Annotated in this window: 17 protein-coding genes; 7 read left to right on the top strand and 10 right to left on the bottom strand. The window is 72.2% G+C overall.

What is annotated here, in order from left to right:
• Positions 1–248: 248 nt before the first annotated feature.
• Positions 249–2,285 (top strand): carboxypeptidase regulatory-like domain-containing protein, encoded by a 2,037-nt coding sequence (locus MNZ27_RS15375; RefSeq protein WP_242394970.1) that lies wholly within the window; start codon positions 249–251, stop codon positions 2,283–2,285.
• On the top strand, positions 2,282–3,256 hold the full coding sequence (locus tag MNZ27_RS15380; protein ID WP_242394971.1) for a hypothetical protein: 975 nt from the start codon (positions 2,282–2,284) through the stop codon (positions 3,254–3,256). The genes MNZ27_RS15375 and MNZ27_RS15380 overlap by 4 nt, the downstream gene beginning before the upstream one ends.
• A gap of 66 nt (positions 3,257–3,322) precedes the next feature.
• Here the strand turns inward: MNZ27_RS15380 and MNZ27_RS15385 are convergent, their stop codons facing one another.
• On the bottom strand, positions 3,323–4,096 hold the full coding sequence (locus MNZ27_RS15385; protein ID WP_242394972.1) for an oxygen-binding di-iron domain-containing protein: 774 nt from the start codon (positions 4,094–4,096) through the stop codon (positions 3,323–3,325).
• 305 nt (positions 4,097–4,401) lie between these two features.
• Here MNZ27_RS15385 and MNZ27_RS15390 point away from each other — a divergent pair, with 305 nt between their 5' ends.
• From MNZ27_RS15390 to MNZ27_RS15410, 5 genes are all read left to right on the top strand, one after another.
• The gene (locus MNZ27_RS15390) at positions 4,402–4,611 is read left to right on the top strand and encodes a hypothetical protein (protein ID WP_242394973.1); all 210 of its coding nucleotides are present in this window, start codon (positions 4,402–4,404) and stop codon (positions 4,609–4,611) included.
• Positions 4,612–4,771: 160 nt separating this feature from the next.
• Positions 4,772–5,968 carry an HlyD family secretion protein gene (locus MNZ27_RS15395; RefSeq protein ID WP_242394974.1) on the top strand — a complete coding sequence of 399 codons (1,197 nt, stop codon included), beginning with the start codon at positions 4,772–4,774 and terminating at the stop codon, positions 5,966–5,968.
• Positions 5,947–7,920, top strand: a complete 1,974-nt coding sequence (locus tag MNZ27_RS15400) for an ATP-binding cassette domain-containing protein (protein WP_242394975.1) — start codon at positions 5,947–5,949, stop codon at positions 7,918–7,920. The genes MNZ27_RS15395 and MNZ27_RS15400 overlap by 22 nt, the downstream gene beginning before the upstream one ends.
• On the top strand, positions 7,917–9,077 hold the full coding sequence (locus MNZ27_RS15405) for an ABC transporter permease (RefSeq protein WP_242394976.1): 1,161 nt from the start codon (positions 7,917–7,919) through the stop codon (positions 9,075–9,077). Before MNZ27_RS15400 ends, MNZ27_RS15405 begins: the two co-directional genes overlap by 4 nt.
• Positions 9,074–10,222 (top strand): ABC transporter permease, encoded by a 1,149-nt coding sequence (locus MNZ27_RS15410; RefSeq protein WP_242394977.1) that lies wholly within the window; start codon positions 9,074–9,076, stop codon positions 10,220–10,222. Before MNZ27_RS15405 ends, MNZ27_RS15410 begins: the two co-directional genes overlap by 4 nt.
• A 32-nt stretch (positions 10,223–10,254) precedes the next feature.
• Here the strand turns inward: MNZ27_RS15410 and MNZ27_RS15415 are convergent, their stop codons facing one another.
• From MNZ27_RS15415 to MNZ27_RS15455, 9 genes are all read right to left on the bottom strand, one after another.
• Positions 10,255–11,592, bottom strand: coding sequence for a hypothetical protein (locus MNZ27_RS15415; protein ID WP_242394978.1), 1,338 nt, complete (start codon positions 11,590–11,592; stop codon positions 10,255–10,257).
• A complete protein-coding gene (locus MNZ27_RS15420) occupies positions 11,585–12,253 on the bottom strand; it encodes an ABC transporter ATP-binding protein (protein WP_242394979.1) in 669 nt (222 codons plus the stop codon). Before MNZ27_RS15420 ends, MNZ27_RS15415 begins: the two co-directional genes overlap by 8 nt.
• 12 nt (positions 12,254–12,265) lie before the next feature.
• The gene (locus MNZ27_RS15425) at positions 12,266–13,060 is read right to left on the bottom strand and encodes an outer membrane lipoprotein-sorting protein (RefSeq protein WP_242394980.1); all 795 of its coding nucleotides are present in this window, start codon (positions 13,058–13,060) and stop codon (positions 12,266–12,268) included.
• A 16-nt stretch (positions 13,061–13,076) separates the two neighbouring features.
• Complete coding sequence (locus MNZ27_RS15430; protein ID WP_242394981.1) at positions 13,077–14,360, bottom strand: ABC transporter permease; 1,284 nt, start codon at positions 14,358–14,360, stop codon at positions 13,077–13,079.
• Positions 14,360–15,982: an ABC transporter permease gene (locus MNZ27_RS15435; RefSeq protein ID WP_242394982.1), complete on the bottom strand. Its 1,623-nt coding sequence runs from the start codon at positions 15,980–15,982 to the stop codon at positions 14,360–14,362. The genes MNZ27_RS15430 and MNZ27_RS15435 overlap by 1 nt, the downstream gene beginning before the upstream one ends.
• Before the next feature lie 610 nt (positions 15,983–16,592).
• Positions 16,593–17,090, bottom strand: coding sequence for an ArsR/SmtB family transcription factor (locus tag MNZ27_RS15440; protein WP_308197969.1), 498 nt, complete (start codon positions 17,088–17,090; stop codon positions 16,593–16,595).
• 239 nt (positions 17,091–17,329) lie between these two features.
• Positions 17,330–18,112 carry an MIP/aquaporin family protein gene (locus tag MNZ27_RS15445; RefSeq protein ID WP_242394984.1) on the bottom strand — a complete coding sequence of 261 codons (783 nt, stop codon included), beginning with the start codon at positions 18,110–18,112 and terminating at the stop codon, positions 17,330–17,332.
• Positions 18,113–18,142: 30 nt separating this feature from the next.
• Positions 18,143–19,213 carry a permease gene (locus MNZ27_RS15450; RefSeq protein ID WP_242394985.1) on the bottom strand — a complete coding sequence of 357 codons (1,071 nt, stop codon included), beginning with the start codon at positions 19,211–19,213 and terminating at the stop codon, positions 18,143–18,145.
• A gap of 88 nt (positions 19,214–19,301) precedes the next feature.
• Positions 19,302–20,408: thioesterase domain-containing protein (locus tag MNZ27_RS15455; RefSeq protein ID WP_242394986.1), on the bottom strand; the 1,107-nt coding region annotated here is incomplete at its 5' end.

Here is a 20,408-nt window from a genome sequence, read left to right on the forward strand (position 1 = left end):
GCGAAGCGCGCGGATCCGCTGGTGGTCTCGCCTCGCGCCGTTCGATGCTCGCGAGCACGCCGAACGTGCTTTGACGGTGCGGAAATATTCCCAGTTGACGTTGGGTTTACGGCGGGGGAAATCGTCCTCACCTGTTTTTCTCGGAGGGGATGATGAACCGGATTTTCGGCGCGGCCATCGCGCTCGTCTTCGTCGCTGCTTGCAGTCAAGGCAATCAAACCGTCGACACGACTCAGGGAGCGTCGCAGTTGACGGGCTCCGTCGTCGGCGTCGTCACGTCGCTTCGTACGGGGGCGCCGCTCCCGGGCGTCACCGTCTCGGTCCCGAGCCCGAACGGCGGGATCATCTCCGTGACGACCGACTCCAACGGTGCGTACGCGCTGCGGGGCCTGGTCCCGGGCGCGTCCTACACGGTGCGGTTCGCCGCCGCCGGGTATGTGCCGCGGTTTGCCGACGCGCCCCAGATCCCCAACAGCGCCGGTGACTACCCGAGCAACGGCGTCGTCCAGGTCGACCAGGCGATGGCGCAGGCGAACGCGACGCTGAAGGGGCACGTGTACGGCCGCGACCTCCTGCCGGCGAGCGGCGTGGAGCTCGTGGCGGATCTGCGGCCCCAGGGCTTCGACCTCGTCGCGACGGCCCGGACGGACGCGCAGGGGGCGTACACCCTCACCGGGCTCCCCGGCGCCCCGACCGGCCTGCCGGTCGCGGTCGTGGCCCAGCCGTGGGACGCGAATGGGGATGGCGTCGCGGACTACGGCGCGCAGTCGTACGCCGGCTCGACCTATCCGCAGGTCAGCTCGCTCCTCGACGTCGACCTCCGGCTCGCCGCGGAGGACCTCCTGCTCATCGCCTCGAACGTCGAGACCGGCACGATCGCGGCGAACACCGCCATCCAGCTCACCTTCAACCAGGTGCTCGACCAGGGCCTCACGTCCGTCACGCTCGACGACACCACCGCGGACCCCACCGCGCAGAAGCCCGTCGCGATCGTCGCGACGTTCGACGCGACCGGGACCATCCTCACCGTCGCGCCCGCGCCCACGGGGACGTTGCTCGCGGCGAACCACGCCTACTCGCTGAAGGTCGACGCCGTCGCGGCGGTCAACGGGGCGCCGCTCACCGTGTCCCGCTCCGTCACTGCGATCGTCCCGACCAGCGTGCCACCCGCGGTCGCCGGCCTCGTCGTCGTGACGCCCGAGGCCGCGGACTACGACACGGCCAGCTTCACCCTGACCTGGAACTGGGACCCCTCCGCGAACGCCACCGGCTACCAGGTGTGGGTGCGTGACACGAGCCGGAACCCGGACTACCTCCTCGTGCAGGAGGTCGGCAGTTCGCCCGCCCCGAGCGCGACCGTGACGCTCCCCGCCACGTTCGACTATTACAGCGACAGCAAGCAGACGCCGTTCGCCTTCGGCGTGGGGGTGGACTTCGCGGTCGTGGCGGTGAACGCCGCGGGCGCGCTCTCGCCCACGAGCGTCACCCCCGTCCACCTGACCGACACGGTCGCGCCGGTCGTCCAGACCGCCTTCCAGTCCGGGAACTCCGATAACAGCGCGGGCACGTCCCCGAAGACCATCACGCTCTCGGTCACGTTCGGCGAGTACATGGACAACTTGGTCGTTCCGACCATCACGCTTCCCGCGAGCGTGACCGCCGGGCCGTTCGTCTGGAACGCGGACGGGATGAGTGGGAAGTTTTCCATCACGATCCCCGCCTCGACCAACGGAAACGGGAGCTACACCGTCTCCGGCGCGAAGGACTCGAGCGGCAACGCGATGAAGAGCTATGCCGGTACGCTCGGTCCGGTGCAGCTCGTGTCGAACGGCACCTTCGAGTCCGGGGTCCTGACCCCCTGGACGACTTCCACCACCGGGAACGCCGTCGCGCCGTCCGTGTCGACGGCGGCAGCGGCGACCGGCAGCTACTCCGCCATGCTCGGCGGCGGCGCGTCCTATACGTACGGGGACTCGAAGATCACCTCGCCGACGATCGCGCTCCCCTCGGGGTACTCCTCGATCGTGGCGTCGGTCTCCTACCGCCACACTTCGGGCTACTCCGGCGACCATACCAGCTGCGCCGTCCAGAACCTGACGACCGGAGGGTCGACCACGATCTTCTCGACGTACTCGAGCACGACCGGGTTCACGACGGCGACGGCGAACGTCACCGCTTACGCGGGGCAGAACGTCCAGATCGTGTGCAATACCTATCAGTACGGGTATTACTCGACGACTTCGTACGCGTACGTGGACGACATCTCGATCGTCGCGACGCCATGAACCGCGCCAGCACGATGGGGATCGCAGTCCTCGTCGCGCTCGCCCTCGCCCCGGCGGCCGTCGCCGCCGGGGCAGGGGCGCCGAAGCCGCGCGTCGCGGTGATGGCCGCCCCTGGGGGCGCCTCCGCACCGTCCACCGCCGCCGCGCGGTCCGCGGCGGCGGCGGCGCAGCAGGCCGGCGCGGACGCGATGTCGCCGGACGAGGTGGGGCGGATCGTGGGCAGCACCGCCTCGGCCGCGGCCTGCGCGACCGACGCGGGCTGCGTCGTCGCGACCTGCGCGGCTGCCCGCGCCGACTACCTCCTCGTGACGAGCGTCACCGACGCCGGGGCGGGCTGGCGCGTCGAGGTGCGCCTGCGCGACGGCAAGCGTGGCTCGCTGCGCGGCCAGGGCATGGAGACGGTCGCGCGCGACGAGCGGTTGGCGCGCGATGCGACGGCGCGGCTCGCGCAGCGGCTCGTCGGGTCCATCCTCGTCCTCAGCGGCGAGCTCCCCCCGCCGGTCATGCCCTCGCGCCCGGTCGCCCCGCCCGCCGCGACGGCGGCGAGGGCCGCGATCCCCAGCGCGCCGCCGAGCCTCTCGGCGCGTCCGCCGGCGCCGGCGCGCACCTCCGCGGTTCCGCCCGTCGAGGCGGGTAACCGCGGGGAGCCCACCGCAGCGTCGAGCCGACACGTGGTCGGCAACATCCTCCTGGGGAGCGGAGCAGCCCTGATCGTCGGCGCCGCCGCGAGCGGCACCCTCGCCTGGGCCGCCTCGAACGACGCCAACGCGGCGCTCGCCCGGGGCGATCTCGGGCGAGCCGCGACCTCTCGTAGCTCCTCGAACGCGCTCGCGTGGTCCGGCGTCGCGCTCGGCGGTGCGGGCGCGGTCGCCCTCGCGGCCGGGGCGTGGCTACACCTGGGCGACTCGACGCGGGTCTCGGTCGGGCTCGAGCCGGGCATGGCCGGCGCGCGCGTCGCGCTCGCGTTCTGATCGAGGTGGAGCCCGGCGCTCACCGAGGCGCCGGGCTCCACAATTCAGGAGAAGCCGCGCAGCGGTTCATCGCGTCGAGGTCCCCCCGGCGCCGCGCTCCGGGGCCGGCGCGTCCTCGCCGAGCACGCGCCCGAGCGCCCGCAGCAACCCCGCGCCGTCGCCCTCCCAGGCGCTGCCGTGCATGCAGGCGAGCGTGGTGGGAGCGCACGAGGCGAGCCGCTCGAGGAGCGCGGCAGCGCGCGAGGTGTGCGAGAAGTAGTCGAGCCTCGCCCGCATGGCCTCGCTCGGCCCGAGGAGGTCGCCGCTCGTGAGGGGTGGCAAGTCGGCGCCGGCCTGGGTGAAGAGATCGCCGCACAGGAGCGTCCGGGTGCGCTCCTCCATGAGGTAGCCGCACTCCCAGCCGTGCGGCAGGTGCGGGGTGTCGAACCACCGCACCGCGTGGCGCCCGAGCGAGAGGAGCTCGCCGTCGGCGAGGGCGCGCGGAGGCCGATCCCATGCGTCGGCGTTGATGAGCGCGTTGATCCGCCCGCAGACCGGCGCCGCGTCCGGAGCGGCGCCGAGCAGCAGGTTGGCCGAGCCGCACTCGTCGGACTCGAAGTGCGAGACGGCGAGGTGGCGGAGGCGCGCGACGGGCAGGACCGTCTCCACGGCCTCGCAAACCTGCGGGAAGAGCCGGCGCAGGCCGGTGTGGAACAGCAGCGGCTCGTCATCGGCCACGAGGTACTGGTTGAACGAGAAGCCACCCGGGATGACGCTCGGCGGGACGGGCGTGCTGATCCGGTAGATGCCGTCGGCCACCTCGTCGATGCGGGTTCCGGTCTGCGGGTTCGTCGTGGGCATGGGCGCTCCTCGGAGGCACGTTCGCATCCAGCACCGGGATCCTGGGGCCGGCCGGGGCGTCCTGCATCGCGCGAGGGAGCGCGCGGGCGCCGGCCTCCTCGATCGGGCCGCCTGGCGTCGACCAATCGTCCCCGAGGCGCGGGGCGCTTCTTCCATGCGAAAAGGCGAGCGCGGCCGGTCCGGTGCCGCGTGCGCAATGGTTGGGGAGCGCCGTCTCGCCGGAGCTCACCGGCGTGCGACGCGTGAGTCCCCACGCCCCGCCTCACGCCGAGGCGGGAGGGGGCAGGGAAGGCGGGCGGAACGCCATGAAGGCGAGGACGCTGACGGCGCCGGAGATCGGGCTGATCGCCGGCACACGAGTCGCGCTCGGCGTCGGGATCGGGCTCCTCATCGCGGGGAGGCTCGGAGAGTGCGCGCGAAGAGGCGCGGGCTGGGCGCTCCTGTCGATCGGAGGGCTCAGCACGATCCCCATCGTGATGCACGTGCGCGGGAAGCCCGAGGCCGCCCACCTGTAGTCGAGCGTGCCCTCGCCGCCCGCTGGCGCGCACGGCCGCCCGTGTACCCGGCGCCTCCCCCCGGCAGGTTCCCGCGGGCGCCGCGCTACAAGTGGCGCGTGGACCGGAGGGCTCCGGCCGGTCCAACGTGTGGCGGTTCCCCGAGATCGTGGGCAGCGCGATGGCGACCGGTCGCGAGATCCCGCTGCAGCCCGCGCCCGTCCCCGGCTCGGAGCGCGAGGCGCTCCCCGGCCCGAGCCCGCCCGGCCCGCGCCGCGGTCGGACCTGGGTCCTCGCCGGCGCCGCCGTGCTCGCGGTGGTGGCCGCGGCGGTGATCGTCCAGCGGCGGCTCGCGCGCGCGTCCGCCGTCCCCGACGGCCTCATCCAGGTGAACGGCCGCATCGAGGGCGACCCTGTCATCATCTCCGGCAAGCTGCCTGGGCGCATCGCCGTGCTCGCGGCGCGCGAGGGCGACGCGGTCCGGGCGGGCCAGCTCCTCGTCCGGCTCGAGGACGACACGGCGCGCGCCCGCCTCGACGAGACCCGCGCCGCGGAGCAGGCCGCCTGGGCGCGGGTCGCCGCCGCGACCGCCGAGCTCGAGGTGCTGCGCCGGAGCGCCCCCATCTCCACCGACGCGGCGGAGGCGTCGCTCGCGGCGGCGCGGTCCAGCCTCGAGAAGGCGCGCGCCAGCGCGGAGCAGGCCGCGCGCGAGCGCGAGCGGGCGCGCCGGCTCCGCGAGGGCGGCGCGATGGACCCGCAGGCGTCGGAGCGCCTCGAGGTCGCGGCGCGCGTCGCCCATCGCGAGGAGCAGCGCACCCGCGCCGAGGCCGCTCGCGCGGCCCGCCAGCTCGCCGACGCGCGGCTCGGCCCGACCCGCGTCCGCGCGCAGGAGGAGCAGGTGCGGGTGCTCGAGGCGGTCGCGCGCCAGGCGGCCGCGCAGCTCGCGCAGGCGCAGGTCGCCCTCGACGATCTCGCGATCGTCAGCCCCGCCTCCGGCACGGTCACCACGCGCTACGTCGAGGCGGGCGAGGTCGTCGCGGCGGGCGCGCCCCTGCTCGAGGTGGTCGATCTCGACCGGCTGTACTTGAAGTGCTTCGTCCCCGAGAAGGACATCGGACGCGTGCGCCTCGGGATCCCGGCGCGCGTCTTCACGGACGCGTTCCCGGACGCCCCGTACCCGGCCGAGGTGCGCTTCATCGCCTCGCGCGCCGAGTTCACGCCGAAGGAGGTGCAGACGCCGGACGAGCGGGCGCGCCTGGTCTACGCGGTGAAGCTGTATCTCGTCCGGAACCCTCGGCACGAGCTCACGCCCGGCCTGTCCGCGGACGCCCTCATCCGCTGGAAGGAAGGTGTCCCGTGGGGGAAGCCGCGCTGGTGAGCGGGCCGCCCGTGGTCCGGGCGGCGGGGATGTGGAAGCGGTACCGCGGGCGCCCCGCCGTGCGCGGGGTGGACCTCCGCGTCGAGCGCGGGGAGCTGCACGGGCTCATCGGCGCCGACGGGGCCGGCAAGAGCAGCCTCCTCGAAGCGATCGCGGGCGTCCTCTCCTTCGAGGGGGGCGTGCTCGAGGTCCTCGGGGTCCGCATCGACTCGGAGGCGAGCGCCGAGCGCGTGAAGGGGCGCATCGGGTTCATGCCCCAGGGGCTCGGGCTGAACCTGTACCCGGAGCTGTCCGTCGAGGAGAACGTGGACTTCTTCGCGCGCCTGCGGCTCGTCCCCGCCGCCGCGCTCGCGGCGCGCAAGGAGCGCCTCCTCGCGATGACGCGGCTCGCGCCGTTCCGCCGCCGGCCGATGAAGCACCTCTCCGGCGGCATGAAGCAGAAGCTCGGCCTGATCTGCACGCTCGTGCACGAGCCCGAGCTGCTGGTGCTGGACGAGCCGACGACCGGCGTGGATCCGGTCTCGCGCCGCGACTTCTGGGCGATCCTCTCCGAGCTCCTCCGGTCCGGCGGGCTCACGGCGCTGATCTCGACCGCCTACCTGGACGAGGCGAGCCGGTTCCACCGCGTCTCGCTCCTCCACGAGGGCCGCTGCGTCGCCAGCGGCGATCCCACCGAGGTGCGCCGGCTCGTCCCCGGCGCCGCGGTGTCGGTCGAGGCGGAGCCGCAGGCGGACGCCTTCGCGGCGCTGAAGGCGGCGTTCCCGCAGGTCGAGGCGCTCGGGGGCACGCTGCGGGTGTTCGTGGAGGCGGCGACGCCCGAGGAGGCGACGGCCCGGGTGCGGTCCGCACTGGCGCGGACGCCGCCGCGCCGGGTCGCGGCCGACGAGCCCGATCTCGAGGACGCGTTCGTCGCCCTCCTCCGGCGCGAGGGGGCGCGCGTCGAGGCGGGCCCGCCGGTGGCCGTCGGCGCGCCGGCGGCGCCGGGCGGCGGCGACGCGATCGAGGCGGACGGGCTGACGCGCGACTTCGGCGCGTTCCGCGCCGTGGACCAGGTCACCTTCCGCGTCCGACCCGGGGAGATCTTCGGCCTGCTCGGCGCGAACGGCGCCGGGAAGACCACGGTCATCAAGATGCTGACCGGCCTCCTGCGGCCGAGCGCCGGGCGCGGCCGCGTCGCGGGCGTGGACATGGCGCGCTCCGATCGCGCCGTGAAGCGCCGCATCGGCTACATGTCCCAGGCGTTCTCGCTCTACACCGATCTCACCGTCGCCGAGAACGTCTCGCTGTACGCCGGGATCTACGGCCTCGGGCGCGCGGCGGCGCGCGAGCGCGCCGACGCGCTCCTGGCGATGGCGGGGCTCGCGCGCCACCGCGACGCCCGGACCGCGAGCCTGCCGATGGGCATGCGCCAGCGGCTCGCCCTCGGCTGTGCGCTCGTCCACCGGCCGGAGGTGGTGTTCCTCGACGAGCCCACCTCCGGCGTCGATCCGCTGGGCCGGCGCCGCTTCTGGGACATCCTCTTCGAGCTGGCGCGGCGGGAGCGCGTCGCGGTGCTCGTCACGACCCACTCGATGACGGAGGCGGAGCGCTGCGACCGGCTCGCGCTCATGTTCGCGGGCCGGATCGTCAGCGACGCCCCGCCGGCGGTGCTCAAGCGCGACGTGGAGCGAGACGCGGGGCGCCTCCTCGAGGTGGTCGCCGACGACCCGGCCGGCGCGGTCGAGCGGCTCCGCCGCGACGGGCTCGGGGACCCGGTGCTCTTCGGCCGCCGCATCCACGTCCTGTCGCCGGAGCCCGAGCGCGACGCGTCCCGGATCCGCAAGAGCCTCGCCGCGGCCGGGATCGCCTGCCGCGGGATCGAGCCGGTGCCGCTCTCGATGGAGGACGTCTTCATCTACCGGGTCCGCGCCCTCGAGGAGCGCGAGGCCTGGCGCGCCGGGGGGCGCTCGTGAACCTCGTGCGCGTCGCGGCCCTGGCCCGGAAGGAGTGGCGCGAGATCGTCCGCGACCGGAAGCTGTTCGGCCTGGCGTTCGTGCTCCCGGCGATGCTCATGCTCGTCTTCGCCTACGGCAGCGGGCAGTCGCTGGAGCACGTGCCGCTCGCGGTGGTGGACCACGACCGCACCGACACGAGCCGGCGCTTCGCCGAGCGGTTCGGGAACACCGTGTACTTCGATCTCGCGGGGTACGTGGACTCCGAGCGCGAGGCCGCGGCGCGGCTCGCCCGCGGCGACGTGCGCGTGGTCGTGGTGGTGCCCGAGGAGTTCGAGCGGCGCCTGGTCGCCGGGCGATCCGCCGCGATCCAGACCTGGATCGACGGCAGCTTCAGCAACAGCACGCCGCCGCGGACGCTCCAGGGCTATGTCGAGGCCATCACGGCGGCGGCGACGGCGGAGCTGCAGGCGGGCGCCGTCGCGCGGCGGCTCGGGGTGTCGGTCGAGCGCGCGCTGACGCTGCTGAACCCGATCCGGGTCGAGGTCCGGTACCTCTACAACCCGCAGCTCCGCACCGTCTGGTCGGTCGGCCCCTCGATGCTGATGTTCATCCTGATGTTCGTCGCGCCGCTGCTGATGGCGCTCGGGGTGGTGCGCGAGAAGGAGAGCGGGTCGATCCTGAACGTCCACTCCTCGACCGTCACGCGGGCGGAGTTCCTGGTCGGGAAGCTCCTGCCCAACGTCGCCATCGGCTGCGCCAACACGGTCCTGCTCTGGCTCCTCGCCGTCGGCTGGTTCGGCGCGCCGTTCCACGGGAGCCTCCTCCTCTTCGCGGCCGCCTCGCTCCTCTACGTCATCGCCACGCCCGGGATCGGGCTGGTCATCTCGCTGCTGGTGGACTCCCAGACGACCGCGATGATCATCTCGGTCGTCGTCGCGACCCTCGTCGGCTCGCAGTACTCCGGGATGTACATCCCCGTCGAGTCGCTCTCGGGCCCGGGCTGGCTCATCGCGCACGTCTTCCCCGCGATGTACTTCAACGACCTCGTCCAGGGCGTCTTCCTGAAGGGCATGGGGGCCGCCGAGCTGTGGCGCGAGCTCTGCGCGCTGGCGCTCTTCGCGGCGGCCTTCCCCGGGCTCGCCTGGCTCCTCTTCCACAAGCGGAGGCGCGCGTGACCGCCGGCGTCGTCTGGGGGCGGCAGGTGCTCGCCCTCACGGTGAAGGAGCTCCGCCAGCTCTGGCGCGACCGGCCCCTCCTCCTCTACGTCGTCTACCTCTTCACGGTCGAGCTCGTCCTGGTCGCGGGCGGGACCCGCGAGCTGTCGCACGCGCCCTTCCTGGTGCGCGACGCGGACCGGAGCGCCGCCTCGCGCGAGCTCGTCCACGATCTGCGCGAGCCCTGGTTCACGCTGCGGGGCGAGGTGCGCGATCCCGGCGAGGCGCTCCGCGCGCTCGACCACGGCGAGGTCCGGTTCTTCGTGGACATCCCTCCCACCTTCTCGCGCGACCTCGGGCGCGGGGACACGCCCGCCACCGTCCAGCTCGTCGTGGACGGCAGCCGGGTCGTCTCGGCCTGGCTCGCGCCGAGCTACGCCGGGCGGATCGCCGACGGCCTCTCGCGCGACCAGGCGGCCCGGAACCTGGGCCGGCTCGGGGTGGACGTCGCGGCGCTGCCGACGATCGAGAACCGACGCCGCACCTGGTACAACCCGAACCTCGACGACGCGTGGGGGAACGCCCTCGCGGAGCTCCTCAGCATGATGACCGTCGCCTGCGTGCTCCTGCCCGCCGCGGCGGCCGTGCGCGAGAAGGAGCACGGCACGATCGAGCAGCTCCTCGTGTCTCCGCTGACGCCGCTCCAGGTGATGCTCTCGAAGGCGCTCTCCATGGTCTTCGTCGCGCTGCTCGGGACGGGGATCGCGCTCCACGGGATCCTGCGCGCGGTCTACGGGCTGCCGGCGCACGGCAGCCTCACGCTGCTCCTCGCCGTCACCGCGCTGTACGCGTTCACGAACGCGGCGCTGGGCCTCGTCCTCTCCACCTTCGCGCGGAACACCACGCAGGTGGGGCTGCTCATCCTGCTCACCCTCATGCCCGTGCTCCAGCTCTCGGGCACGTGGTCGCCGTTCGAGGCGGAGCCCGAGCCCCTCCGCGCCGTGATGAGCCTCTCGCCCCTCCGCCACCTCGTGAGCGTCGCCTACGGCATCCTCTTGCGAGGCGTCGGCATGGAGGTGCTCTGGCCGCACGTCGCGGCCATCGCCGCCCTCGGGACCGCCTGCTTCGGCGCCGGGCTGTGGCGGTTCCGGCGGCAGTTCGGCTGAGCCCTGCGCTGCGCCTCGGTCACGCGCCCCGATCAGAAGGTCGTGGAGAACGTCGCGGTGAGTCGATGGCGAAACGGGATCATCAGCAGCTCGGAGGGACGACTCGAGGCGGCGAAGCTCGTGAAGTGCTCGTACCGCGCGCTGACGGCGGTCCCCTGCGTGGGCACCCACTCGACGGTGCCGGCGAACCGGGAGAAGAGGGTGTCCACGCCGACGATGCCGTTCACGCTCAGCAGGAGGTAGCGCCGCACCGCGAGGTTCTGCATGCCGAACGACGCGTAGTTCCGGCGGAACCCCCCGATGCCCTGGAGCAGGGCGGGGAGGTCCGAGCCGGCGGGGCGCCCGGCGGCGTCCCAGGCCGCCAGGTCCGCCGCGAAGGCACGCGCCTCGCCGGTGCTGAATCCGTCACCGTTGTAGAGGTACTCGGCCACGAGGTTCACGGGGCGCGAGAGCCCGACACCGAGCTGATAGCTCACCCCGGCGACCCCGCGGAACACCGGCCGGGCGCCGTCGTCCAGGTCGGAGAAGCTCGCCATGCCGGGGAGCCTGTAACCGGCCTCCCGCCCGCGGCGGAGCTGGAGCTCCTCGTACAGCACCAGGTCGCCGCTGGACCAGGCGCCGTCGCTGAGGAAGGCGAAACGAGCGCGCTTCACCGGATCGGCGCCCGGCGCGACGTCCCGGTCGGCGAAGACGTACCTCACCGCCCCGAACCCGAGGTCGAGCCCCGCGTCCTCGGCCACGAAGTCGACGCGGGCCGCGGTGCGGCTCCAGCGCGCCTCCGACGACGGGAGCACGACGACGCTGAGGCTGAGCCAGTCGTTGGGGATGACGACCGCCTTGAGACCGGAGACCCCGGGTGGAAGCGGCCGGACGTCGAGGGGGTTTGCTCGCGGCTCGAGGGTGTCGATGGCCGAGAAGATCAGGGCGGTCCCCCAGTTGAGCCGCTGCTTGCCCCCGATGATCGTCACGCGGTCCGACGGCGCGATCCGCACCGAGAGCTGCTGGATGACCGTCCTCGAGCTCAGGTTCTGGTCGAGATCGACCGGGAGGACGAAGTTGGCGAGGAGCTCGAACCCGCGTTCGCTCCGGACGTTCACGGACAGCCCTGCCTCCTGGGCGACGCTCCAGGGCCCGCGGGTGTAGCCGGAGCCGTCGGCGCCGACCGCCTGGTAGTAGGTGCTGCCCCAGAGCTTCGTCCCGCTCAGCAGGCCACCTCCCTGGTTCGGCCTGGCCGCGCCGTCGTCGGCGGGACGATCGGAGGTCGCCACGGCGGCGGGGAGCTCCGGCGCCGGGGGGGCCGCGTCCGGCTGGATCGCCGCCAGGGCGGCGATCAGCGCGGCCAGGCCGGGGCCGGACCCACCGTCAAACATCCGCGACGACCCCGTCCACCACGCGGATCATCCGGTCGGCCTCCCGCATGACCACCTGGTCATGGCTCGCGACCACGAAGGTGGTCTTCTCCTCGCGGTTCAGCCTCCGCATCACGTCGAGGACGGCGGCGCCGTTGACCGAATCGAGGTTGGCGGTGGGCTCGTCGGCGAAGACCACCTGGGGCTTCGTCACGAGGGCGCGCGCGATCGCCACCCGCTGGCGCTGGCCGCCGGAGAGCTCGTCCGGCTTGTGGTCGAGGTAGTCGCGGATCCCCACCTCCTCCGCGAGCTGGAGGATCCGCTTCTTGCGCTCCGGAGCCGGCACTTTCTGTATCAGGAGCGGGAACTCGATGTTCTCGCGGGCGTCGAGCACCGGCACCAGGTTGAAGGATTGGAAGACGAAGGCGATTCGATCTCGCCGGAAGCGATGCCGCTGCCGATCGCTCAGCGAGCCGATCTGCACGCCGTCGAAGGAGAACTCTCCGGCGGAGGCGTCGTCGAGCAAGCCGAGGATGTTGAGCAGCGTGGACTTGCCCGCGCCGGAGGGGCCGGAGACGCAGAGGTGCTCCCCCCGGGCGATGTCGAGGTCCACGCCTCGGAGCGCGTGAACGGTGGTGTGGCCGAGGGAGTAGTTCTTCACGAGGTTTCTCGCGCGGATCATCTGTTCCTCCGGCTAGAGCTTCTCTTCCAGGCGGGTCTCGAGGTTGCGCTTGTTGAAGATGCGGTCCGGAAGATCCTTCGACTCCTCTCGGACCACGGACATGACGTTCACCGACCCGGGATCGAGGGGTGTTCGCACCGTGAGCGTCACGGGCTTCCTCCCGAAGCCCGTGTCTCGGATGTCCGAGTACGTGATCTCCTTGACCACGCTGCCGCTTTGCGCGTAGTACGTGCCGCTCACGGGCCACCCTCCGCGCTTCGCCACGGTGAGCGCGATCCGGTAGTACGGAGCGTTCCGGTGCTTGGCGGTCAGCTCGAGGAGGTACGTGTCCGGGGTCTCTCCCTCGAGCGCGGCGTCGTAGTTGCTCGAGAAGTTGAGCCGCACCACGTCGCCGTACGAGAAGCCGGTCCCGCCGAAGGACTGGTTCGACGCGACCTTGATGACGCGGTTCGCCGCCCTGTCGTAGGTCCAGACGTTCTGGTCCAGCATCAGGATGTCGTTGCCGATCTGCTCGGCAGGCGCGGCCATGCGCACGATGATCTTTCCGTTTCGCTCCCGCGTGTAGCAGACCATCTCGTACTGCTCGTCGCGCCCCTCGCTCGACCTGAAGCGCAGCCTCAGGGTGGTCCGGGCGTCCGGGTACATCAGCTTCTCGAGCGCGCGCACCAGGGCGTCGGCGGTCGGGGCCTGGCTCCCTCGTACGGCCGCGCCAGGCGACTCCTGGGCGGTCGCGCCGATCGCGGGGGCGGCGAGGCCCAGGGCGATCGACATGGGGATGGCGGCGCGGAATGCGTGTCGGGCTCTCACGTTGGGCTCCTCTCGATCATTCGGTCTCGCGGAGGGCGGCGACCGGAGAGACTTGGAGGCGGCTGCCGAGGGTCGTCACGGCCGTCGCGAAGGTCACGACGACGATCGACGAGAGGACGAAGATCACCGTCCCGACGCTGACCCCCATGGTGAGGTGGCTCCCTCCGAAGAGGAACTGCAGCCCCGACTCCTCCGTCTGGATCCGGAGCGATTGGACCACCTGTCGAACGGCGAGCCCGGCGAGCACGCCCGCCACCGCGGCCGCCAGGTTGATCATCAGGAGCTCCAGCGTGTAGAGCCGGATCAGGAACCCCTTCTCGCTCCCGAGGCAGTAGTAGGTCCCGATCTCGCGCCGTCGATCCTGGAGGTTCACCGAGACGACGCTCATGATCCCGAAGGTCACGATCGTCAGGACGACGACGCTCATGGATTGCAGGATGAGGCGCAACAGGTCGTAGACGCGCATCAGCGCGTGGACGCGGAGCGTCGATCTCGGCTGCCGGTCGTAGTCCCAGAACTCCAGGTCGAATCCCCGCTCCGCGGCCCACTCCCCGAGCTTCTGGATCGCTCCGGCCTTGCCCTCTCCCGGCCTCAGCTCGACGAACAGGGACAGGGTCTCGTGCGGCGCGAAGCCGGAGACGAGGCGGTAGGCCGCCATGTTCACGAAGCCCAGCTCGGCCAGGTTCGGGATGTCCTGCTCGCCGACGAAGTACCCCTTGAAGCGCGCCTGCTGGACCACCACCTGGCCGAAGAGGTTCTTCCCGCTCAAGGTGACGGCGTCCCCGGGGCGGAGGTGGGTGGTCGAAGCGGTCTTGTAGTGGAGGATGATCTCGGGCTCGTCCGAGGCGCCGAAGAAGCTCCCCTCCTTCATGCGCAGGTGCTCGCGGACGAGGTAGGCCTGATCCGGATCGACGCCGCGCAGCGTGAAGTTCTCGTGCCGAAGGCCGTGGGCGACGAGGTTCATCGGCACGGGCGTGGTCGGCGTCGCGGCCCTCTTCACGTATGGTAATGCCCGGAGCTCGCGCAGGACGGCCGGGTATCCCTCGACGCTGTGCGACGACAGCTCCCGAAAGTCCTCACCCTGCTCGGCGGCGGTCTTGAAGCCCCGGGCGGAGACGACGACGTCGGCCGCCGGATCGGTGAGGGCGATGACCCCCGTCTTGAAGTTGTGGAGCTGGCCGTCGGAGAAGGCCATGAACAGGAAGACGACGAACGAGACGAGCCCGATCACGACGAACATGATCCGGCTCCGCTGCCGGTGCGCCAGCATGTTGCGGAAGGCCAGCTTCGCGCTGAGCATCACGCCGCCTCCTTCAGGAGCTCGACCGGCTTCACCCGCACGAGCCGCAGGAGCGGGACGAGGGAGGCGACCCCCGAGGCGAAGAAGAGGACGGCGAAGCTGACGGCGAGGTGGACGGGGCGGAAGTCGAGGAAGAGCCGGCTCCCGGGCATGAAGACGACGCCGGGCATCCCGGTTCGATGGAAGAGCAAGATGACGCCCGTCCCGATGATCGACCCGATGGCCCAGGAGACCAGGACCAGGACGAGGATCTCGCCGCACAGGATCACGACGTTCTGGGCCGGGCTGAGCCCGAGGGCGATCCAGGTGCCGATCTCCCGCCGGCGCTTGACGACGGCGAGGAGCGCGGTGTTGACGACGAAGATGGTGACCGTCGCCACGAAGAGCACGATCAGGACGGACGTGATGGCGCCGAGCGCCATCGTGGTCGAGGCGAAGATCTTCCCCAGCTCCTGGTGATCCTTGACCACGTACGGGAGGTGGCGCGCGGCGATCCAGCCCGCGACGGCCTCCTTGACGGCGGGGACGTCCGCCTCGGAGGCGAGGCGGACGTAGAGGTTGGTGCCCTGGCGCTCGGAGACGCCCAGCCGCGCGCGCAACGCGCGGCCGTCGACGTAGTAGCGCCCCGGGAAGAACGGAACGCTCTGGACGTAGGCCGTCATCTTGATCGGGAAGACCACGGGTCGTCCCAGGGTGGCGCTCCGCGCCGAGGGGATGGCCAGGGTGTACGGCGCGTTCAGCTCGATCGCGTCGCGGACCGGCGTGATCGCCTGCGGGTAGACGGATTGCAGCAGGCGCTTCCTCAAGACCTTCAAGCGGCGCTCGCCGTCGCCGTGAGGGGGCGGGTCCGCGGACGCCTGCTCGAGCGCGGCGACGGCGTCGTCGACCCTGTAGTCGTACGTCTCGCGGACGCTGGAAGGCAGGAGCGCCGGGAGATCGGCCCGGTCGAGCGCCTGGTTCATCGAGGCGAGGAACCGCCGATCCTGGAGCGGGCCGCGCGCATCGGCGAACAGACCGGGCATGTCGCGGGCCACCGCGAGCTTGAAGCTCTCCCAGTCGCGGCTCTGGAGCCGGAAGTTGTCACGGACGAAGCGATCGTTGTCCCACACGATCTCGCTCTCCTCGAGCGCCGACCGGAACACCGGGATGTCGCGCATCGACGGAGTCCACGCGAGGGCCTGCTCCCCCTCGGTCACCCGGACTCCGGGGAGCGTCCGTGCGAAGGTCAGCGTGTCCACGCCGATCACCGCAGGCGTGAAGCCGGTCGGCTCTCCCTCGGCGGTGTAGATCGCCGCCTTGCTCTCGAGGGCGAGCATGACGCTCTCGACCGCGGGGAGGGACCGGAGGAATCGCTCCAGGTCCTGCGTGTAGTCGAGCAGCACGACCGCTTCGCGGTGATCGGTGCAGGCGCCGTCAGGGCTGAGCTTGGGCGAGTCGGAGGGCATGATCTGAAGGTGCGCGGTCGACGTGTCGATGGCGAGCTGTCGGTAGCGCGCGGTGAAGCTGTCCCTGAACGTCAAGAAGAACAGGACCGCGGCGCTGCACAGGGCGAACAGCACGAAGAGCCGCCTTCCGCTCCTCCGGTGCCGGAGGAGTCCCTTCACCATGAGAGTCAGATACATGGTTCAAGCTCCGTGTCCGCTCGGGAGGTGCACGACTCTTCCCTGCGCTTCACGCAGGGACGGCCTGGTTCGTGGTGCGCGCCCCGTGACGCCGAGTTAACAGTTGCACCACGGTGCAAAGATACGCGGCGGCGCACCCCTGTCAAGGCAGATCTGGAGGGACCCGGCGAGGTCGCCGGTGATCTCGCTCGACGGCGCACGAGCGTGCGGCGCGTTGACGCTGCGTACACGGTCGCCGCGCTCGGGCCTGCTCCGACGAGCGCGCGACGCGGCACTCCTGCCGTCGTCTCGCCGCGCCGGTCCGCGGGCGCATGGGGAGGACCCCGCGTCAGGGCGGCGATCGTGATCCTGGGGAGAGGCCGTGGCCCACAGGCCCTACGCGCGCGGTCTCTCCGACAGGGCGATCGAGAGGGCCGCCCGGATCGGGGCGCGGAGCGCGTCGCGGGGAACCGCCGCCCCCGAGCGGCGCGCCGAGGCGGGACCGCTCGCGGGTCAGCGTGCTCGGCTCCGCGGTGGCTGGTCGCGAGCGTCGCCTCCGGGTTCGCCGCGAGCCCGCCGCGCCGACGGCGCTGTGCGGTGCGGCGGTCTTCCGGAGGATGGCGAGCCGGAGTCAGTCCGCGGAACGCGCCGCAGGACGAGCCCGCTTGCCGGCCCCGGCGGAGCGCCGGACCAGCATGCGGGGTGCGGGGCACGCCATCGTGAGCTGGCGACGGTCGGCGCCCCCCGCCGGAGCCAGCGAAGAGTCGTCCTGGCAACACGTCTCGAGGGCGTCGGCGAGCCGTCGCAACACCGACGCCACCTCTCGCGCGCGGACGCCGTAGTACACGTGCTTCCCGACCCGCTTCGCCTCGATCACGCCGGCGTCTCGCAGCTGCTTGAGGTGCCGCGAGACGACCGAGAAGTCGACCGGGCAGGCGCGCGCCAGCTCGCTGACCGATTGCATCTCCGGACCTCTCGCGATCAGCCGCTCCAGCAGCGCGACCCTGTTCGGATCGGCGAGGACACGGAAGATCTCGGTGGGCCGGCACCGGGTCCCATCGGGCCTGCGACACGTGGCGAGGCGTCGCATCGCGTCGCTGCTGGGCCTGCGTCTGGTGGTATGCTGCATGCCGCTTACCTACCACGGCTCGATCCGCCGTTCGAGCGCGCATCCGTCCTGCTCCCGGCGTCATGCTGGGGAACCGACGCGCTGGCGAGCGCTCCTCGCGCACGGGGCGCAGGGGATCGGTCGCGTGATCTCCCGTGCGAGCGAGGCATCGCGGCGAGAGTCCACGGACCGCTCCGCGCGGCGAGCCGCCTGGCCCTTCCCCGCGCGACCCTGAGCTGCCACGACGCGACGACGATCGGCTAAGGCTCGCCTTCCGACGGGGCGGGCGGGCGGATCGCCTCCCCCGGCGCGGTGGCGCCAGCGGTTGAACGGAGAGGCCGCCCCATCCAGGCGAAGATCCCCGTCGCCAGCGCGGCCCCGATGAGCTGCGCGACGATGAAGGCCGGCACGTCGATGGGCCGGATCCCGGCGAAGGTCGGAGTCGCAGCCCGCGCCAGCGTGACCGCCGGGTTCGCGAACGAGGTCGAGGCCGTGAACCAGTACGCCGCCGTGATGTAAGCCCCGACGACGAACGGGACCGCGCTCGGCCGCGCGCGCGAGCACCCCCAGATGACCGCCAGCAGTCCGAACGTCGCGATCGCTTCGCTCAGGAACTGGGGACCGCCCGCGCGGACGTGCGTGGAAGCAGCGAAGAGCGGCTCGCCGAACATGAGGTGCGCCGCCGCCACGCCCAGGAACGCGCCGACCACCTGGGCGACCAGGTAGGCGGGGACCTCCGACCAGGGCAGGCTCCCGTGGAACGCCGAGGCGACGGTGACGGCCGGGTTGAAGTGCGCTCCCGAGACCGGCCCGAACGTCGAGATCAGCGCGACGAGCCCGGCGCCGGTGGCGATGGTGTTGGCGAGCAGGGCGATGGCGACGTTCCCGCCGGACAGGCGATCGCCCATGATCCCCGAGCCGACCACGGTCGCCAGCAGCAGCCCGGTGCCGATCGCCTCGGACGCCAGGCGGCGGCAGGAGTCGGCGCGCGGCACGTCCTCCTCCGAGTCGGTCTTTGCCTCACTGTGCGTCTCTTCCCTCATGGTGCCCTCGTCCAGGCAAGAGAGAGGCAGCTAGAGGATCGCGTTGAAGAGCCAGCCGGTCAGCAGGATGCCCGTCGCGACGACGCCGACGAGCGCAGCGATGAGGCGCGGCTTGAGCACCCTGCGCAGCATGATCATCTCGGGGAGGGACAAGCCGACCACGGCCATCATGAACGCCAGCACGGTGCCGAGCGCCGCGCCTTTCGCCAGCAGCGGCTGGATCATGGGCACGAGCGCCGCCGCGCTCGAGTAGAGCGGGACCCCCGCCGCCACCGCCACCGGCACCGCCCACCAGGCCGACCGGCCGACGAACTGGACCAGGACGCCCTCGGGGACGTAGCCGTGGATGAAGGCGCCGACCGCGATGCCGCCGAGGATGTACGGCCAGACCTTCGCCGTGATCCTCCGGACCGCCTCGAACGCGGCGCCGCCGCGCTCCGCGAGGGTGAGGGGACGCTGCTGCGGCGGGAGGGAGAACTTGAGGCGCGCCCGGACCCAGTCCTCCACGTGGTCGTCGGCTCCCAGCCACCCCAGGATCACCCCCGAGACGATGGCGATGGTGACCCCGCTGGCGAGGTAAAGGAGCGCGACGCGCCAGCCGAACATCCCGAGCAACAGCACGAGCGCGACCTCGTTCACCATGGGCGCGGAGACCAGGAACGAGAACGTGATGCCGACGGGGATCCCCGCCTCGACGAAGCCGATGAAGAGCGGGACCGCCGAGCACGAGCAGAACGGCGTCACCACCCCGAGGAGCGCGGCGAACACGTTACCGCCGTACCTCCGGCGCCCCGCCAGCAGCGCGTGGGCGCGCTCGACCGTGAAGTAGGAGTTGACGACGTTCATCACGAACACCACCCCGACCAGGAGCAGGAGCACTCGCGGCGCGTCCTCCAGGAAGAAGACGACGGCCGAGCCGAGGTGCCCGTCGGGATCGAGGCGGAGCAGCTGGACCGTCACCCAGCGGGCGATCGGCCCGACGGAGACGATCGCGGCGATCCAGATCGCGGCGGCCGCCAGGAACCGTTCGCGGCCGACGCGCGGTCGGGGAGGCGAGAGCGAGGTGACCAGGGACTCCGGGAGGCTCGTCGATGTGTCCATGAGGGACTTTCCTTGGGACGGTGAAGGGAAGGCGAAGGTTTCGCGTGCGTCTGTTCGCGTTGCCGAGGTGCTGCCCCGAGGACCGCCGTCAGGGATCACCGGCGGGCTGGCGCACCGGATGGCCGCAGGGCGCTCGGCCGGCGCGCGCCGGTGAGCGCTCGCCGAGCCAGCCGTGGACCATCCGCGCGACGGCCTCGGCGTGTCTATCCATCATCGAGAAGTGATCTCCCGGCACCTCCAGGAGAGCGTGATCGAACGGCCAGCGGGGGGACGATGCGCGATCGGCTCGCGGTGCGTCGTCGGCGCGGACCTCGGCCGGGCTGGCGAAGAGGATCGGAGCCGCGACCTCGGCCGGCGCCCACGTCGCGAACAGGTCGAGGTACCAGCTCATCGCCGTCAGCTCGACGTCGTGGCGCGGTTCGGCGAGGAGTCGCGCGGCCAGGCGATCGAGCAACGGAGCGGACGACGAGACCGTGGCGGGCGTGTCGAGGAGGACGAGCGCGCTCGGGATCACGCCTAGATCCTCGAGGTGTCGTGTCACGGCGTGTGCCAGGAACCCGCCGGACGAGTAGCCGACGATCGCGAACGGGCCCCGCGCGGCGGATCGCACCACCGCCTTCGCGGCGGTCTGGACCAGGGTCGCGAGATCGGGCGCGAGGGGCTCCCCGGGTACGTATCCAGGGACGTCGAGCACCCAGACGTCACGGAGTTCACGGAGAGGCGAGGCGAACCGGGCATACTGGACGGCCGTGGGCGGCACGAAGGAGGGGAAGCAGACCACGCCCGGCCGCGCGCTGCCCCGTGCCAGCCGCAGGAGCTCCGGCGCGTACCTGGCGGGGCGCTCCGCGTCGCGGCGGGCTCGGGCGGCGCCGCGCAGCAGCTCCCAGCCGAGCGCCGTCTCCCCGGAACGAGCGGCCTCCGTCAGCTTCGTGAACACCTCGCGGCCGTGGTCGCCGAGGGCTCCGCGCCGGGACGCCCCGCCGCCCTCGGGCGAGCCCGCGTCGAGCCCGAGCTGGCGGAGGAGGCTCTGGACCATCCGCGTAGCCGTTCGACATTCGAACGGGAACTTCACCGGCAAGGGGAGGCCGGTGGCGGAGGCGAGGCGGTTGCGGAGCTGGACGGCCATGAGGGAGTCGAGGCCGAGCTCGAGGAGGGGGCGGTCGGCGGGGATGGAGGCAGGGGACTTGCGGGCGAG

Origin of the sequence: Anaeromyxobacter oryzisoli (assembly GCF_022690765.1) — a bacterium.
Taxonomy (GTDB): Bacteria; Myxococcota; Myxococcia; order Myxococcales; family Anaeromyxobacteraceae; genus Anaeromyxobacter; species Anaeromyxobacter oryzisoli.

Coding starts and splice junctions, on each gene's coding strand:
- MNZ27_RS15380 (WP_242394971.1), top strand. CDS start 2,282: ATGAACCGCGCCAGCACGATGGGGATCGCAGTCCTCGTCGCGCTCGCC.
- MNZ27_RS15385 (WP_242394972.1), bottom strand. CDS start 4,096: ATGCCCACGACGAACCCGCAGACCGGAACCCGCATCGACGAGGTGGCC.
- MNZ27_RS15390 (WP_242394973.1), top strand. CDS start 4,402: ATGAAGGCGAGGACGCTGACGGCGCCGGAGATCGGGCTGATCGCCGGC.
- MNZ27_RS15395 (WP_242394974.1), top strand. CDS start 4,772: ATGGCGACCGGTCGCGAGATCCCGCTGCAGCCCGCGCCCGTCCCCGGC.
- MNZ27_RS15415 (WP_242394978.1), bottom strand. CDS start 11,592: ATGTTTGACGGTGGGTCCGGCCCCGGCCTGGCCGCGCTGATCGCCGCC.
- MNZ27_RS15420 (WP_242394979.1), bottom strand. CDS start 12,253: ATGATCCGCGCGAGAAACCTCGTGAAGAACTACTCCCTCGGCCACACC.
- MNZ27_RS15430 (WP_242394981.1), bottom strand. CDS start 14,360: ATGCTCAGCGCGAAGCTGGCCTTCCGCAACATGCTGGCGCACCGGCAG.
- MNZ27_RS15435 (WP_242394982.1), bottom strand. CDS start 15,982: ATGTATCTGACTCTCATGGTGAAGGGACTCCTCCGGCACCGGAGGAGC.
- MNZ27_RS15440 (WP_308197969.1), bottom strand. CDS start 17,090: ATGCAGCATACCACCAGACGCAGGCCCAGCAGCGACGCGATGCGACGC.
- MNZ27_RS15445 (WP_242394984.1), bottom strand. CDS start 18,112: ATGAGGGAAGAGACGCACAGTGAGGCAAAGACCGACTCGGAGGAGGAC.
- MNZ27_RS15450 (WP_242394985.1), bottom strand. CDS start 19,213: ATGGACACATCGACGAGCCTCCCGGAGTCCCTGGTCACCTCGCTCTCG.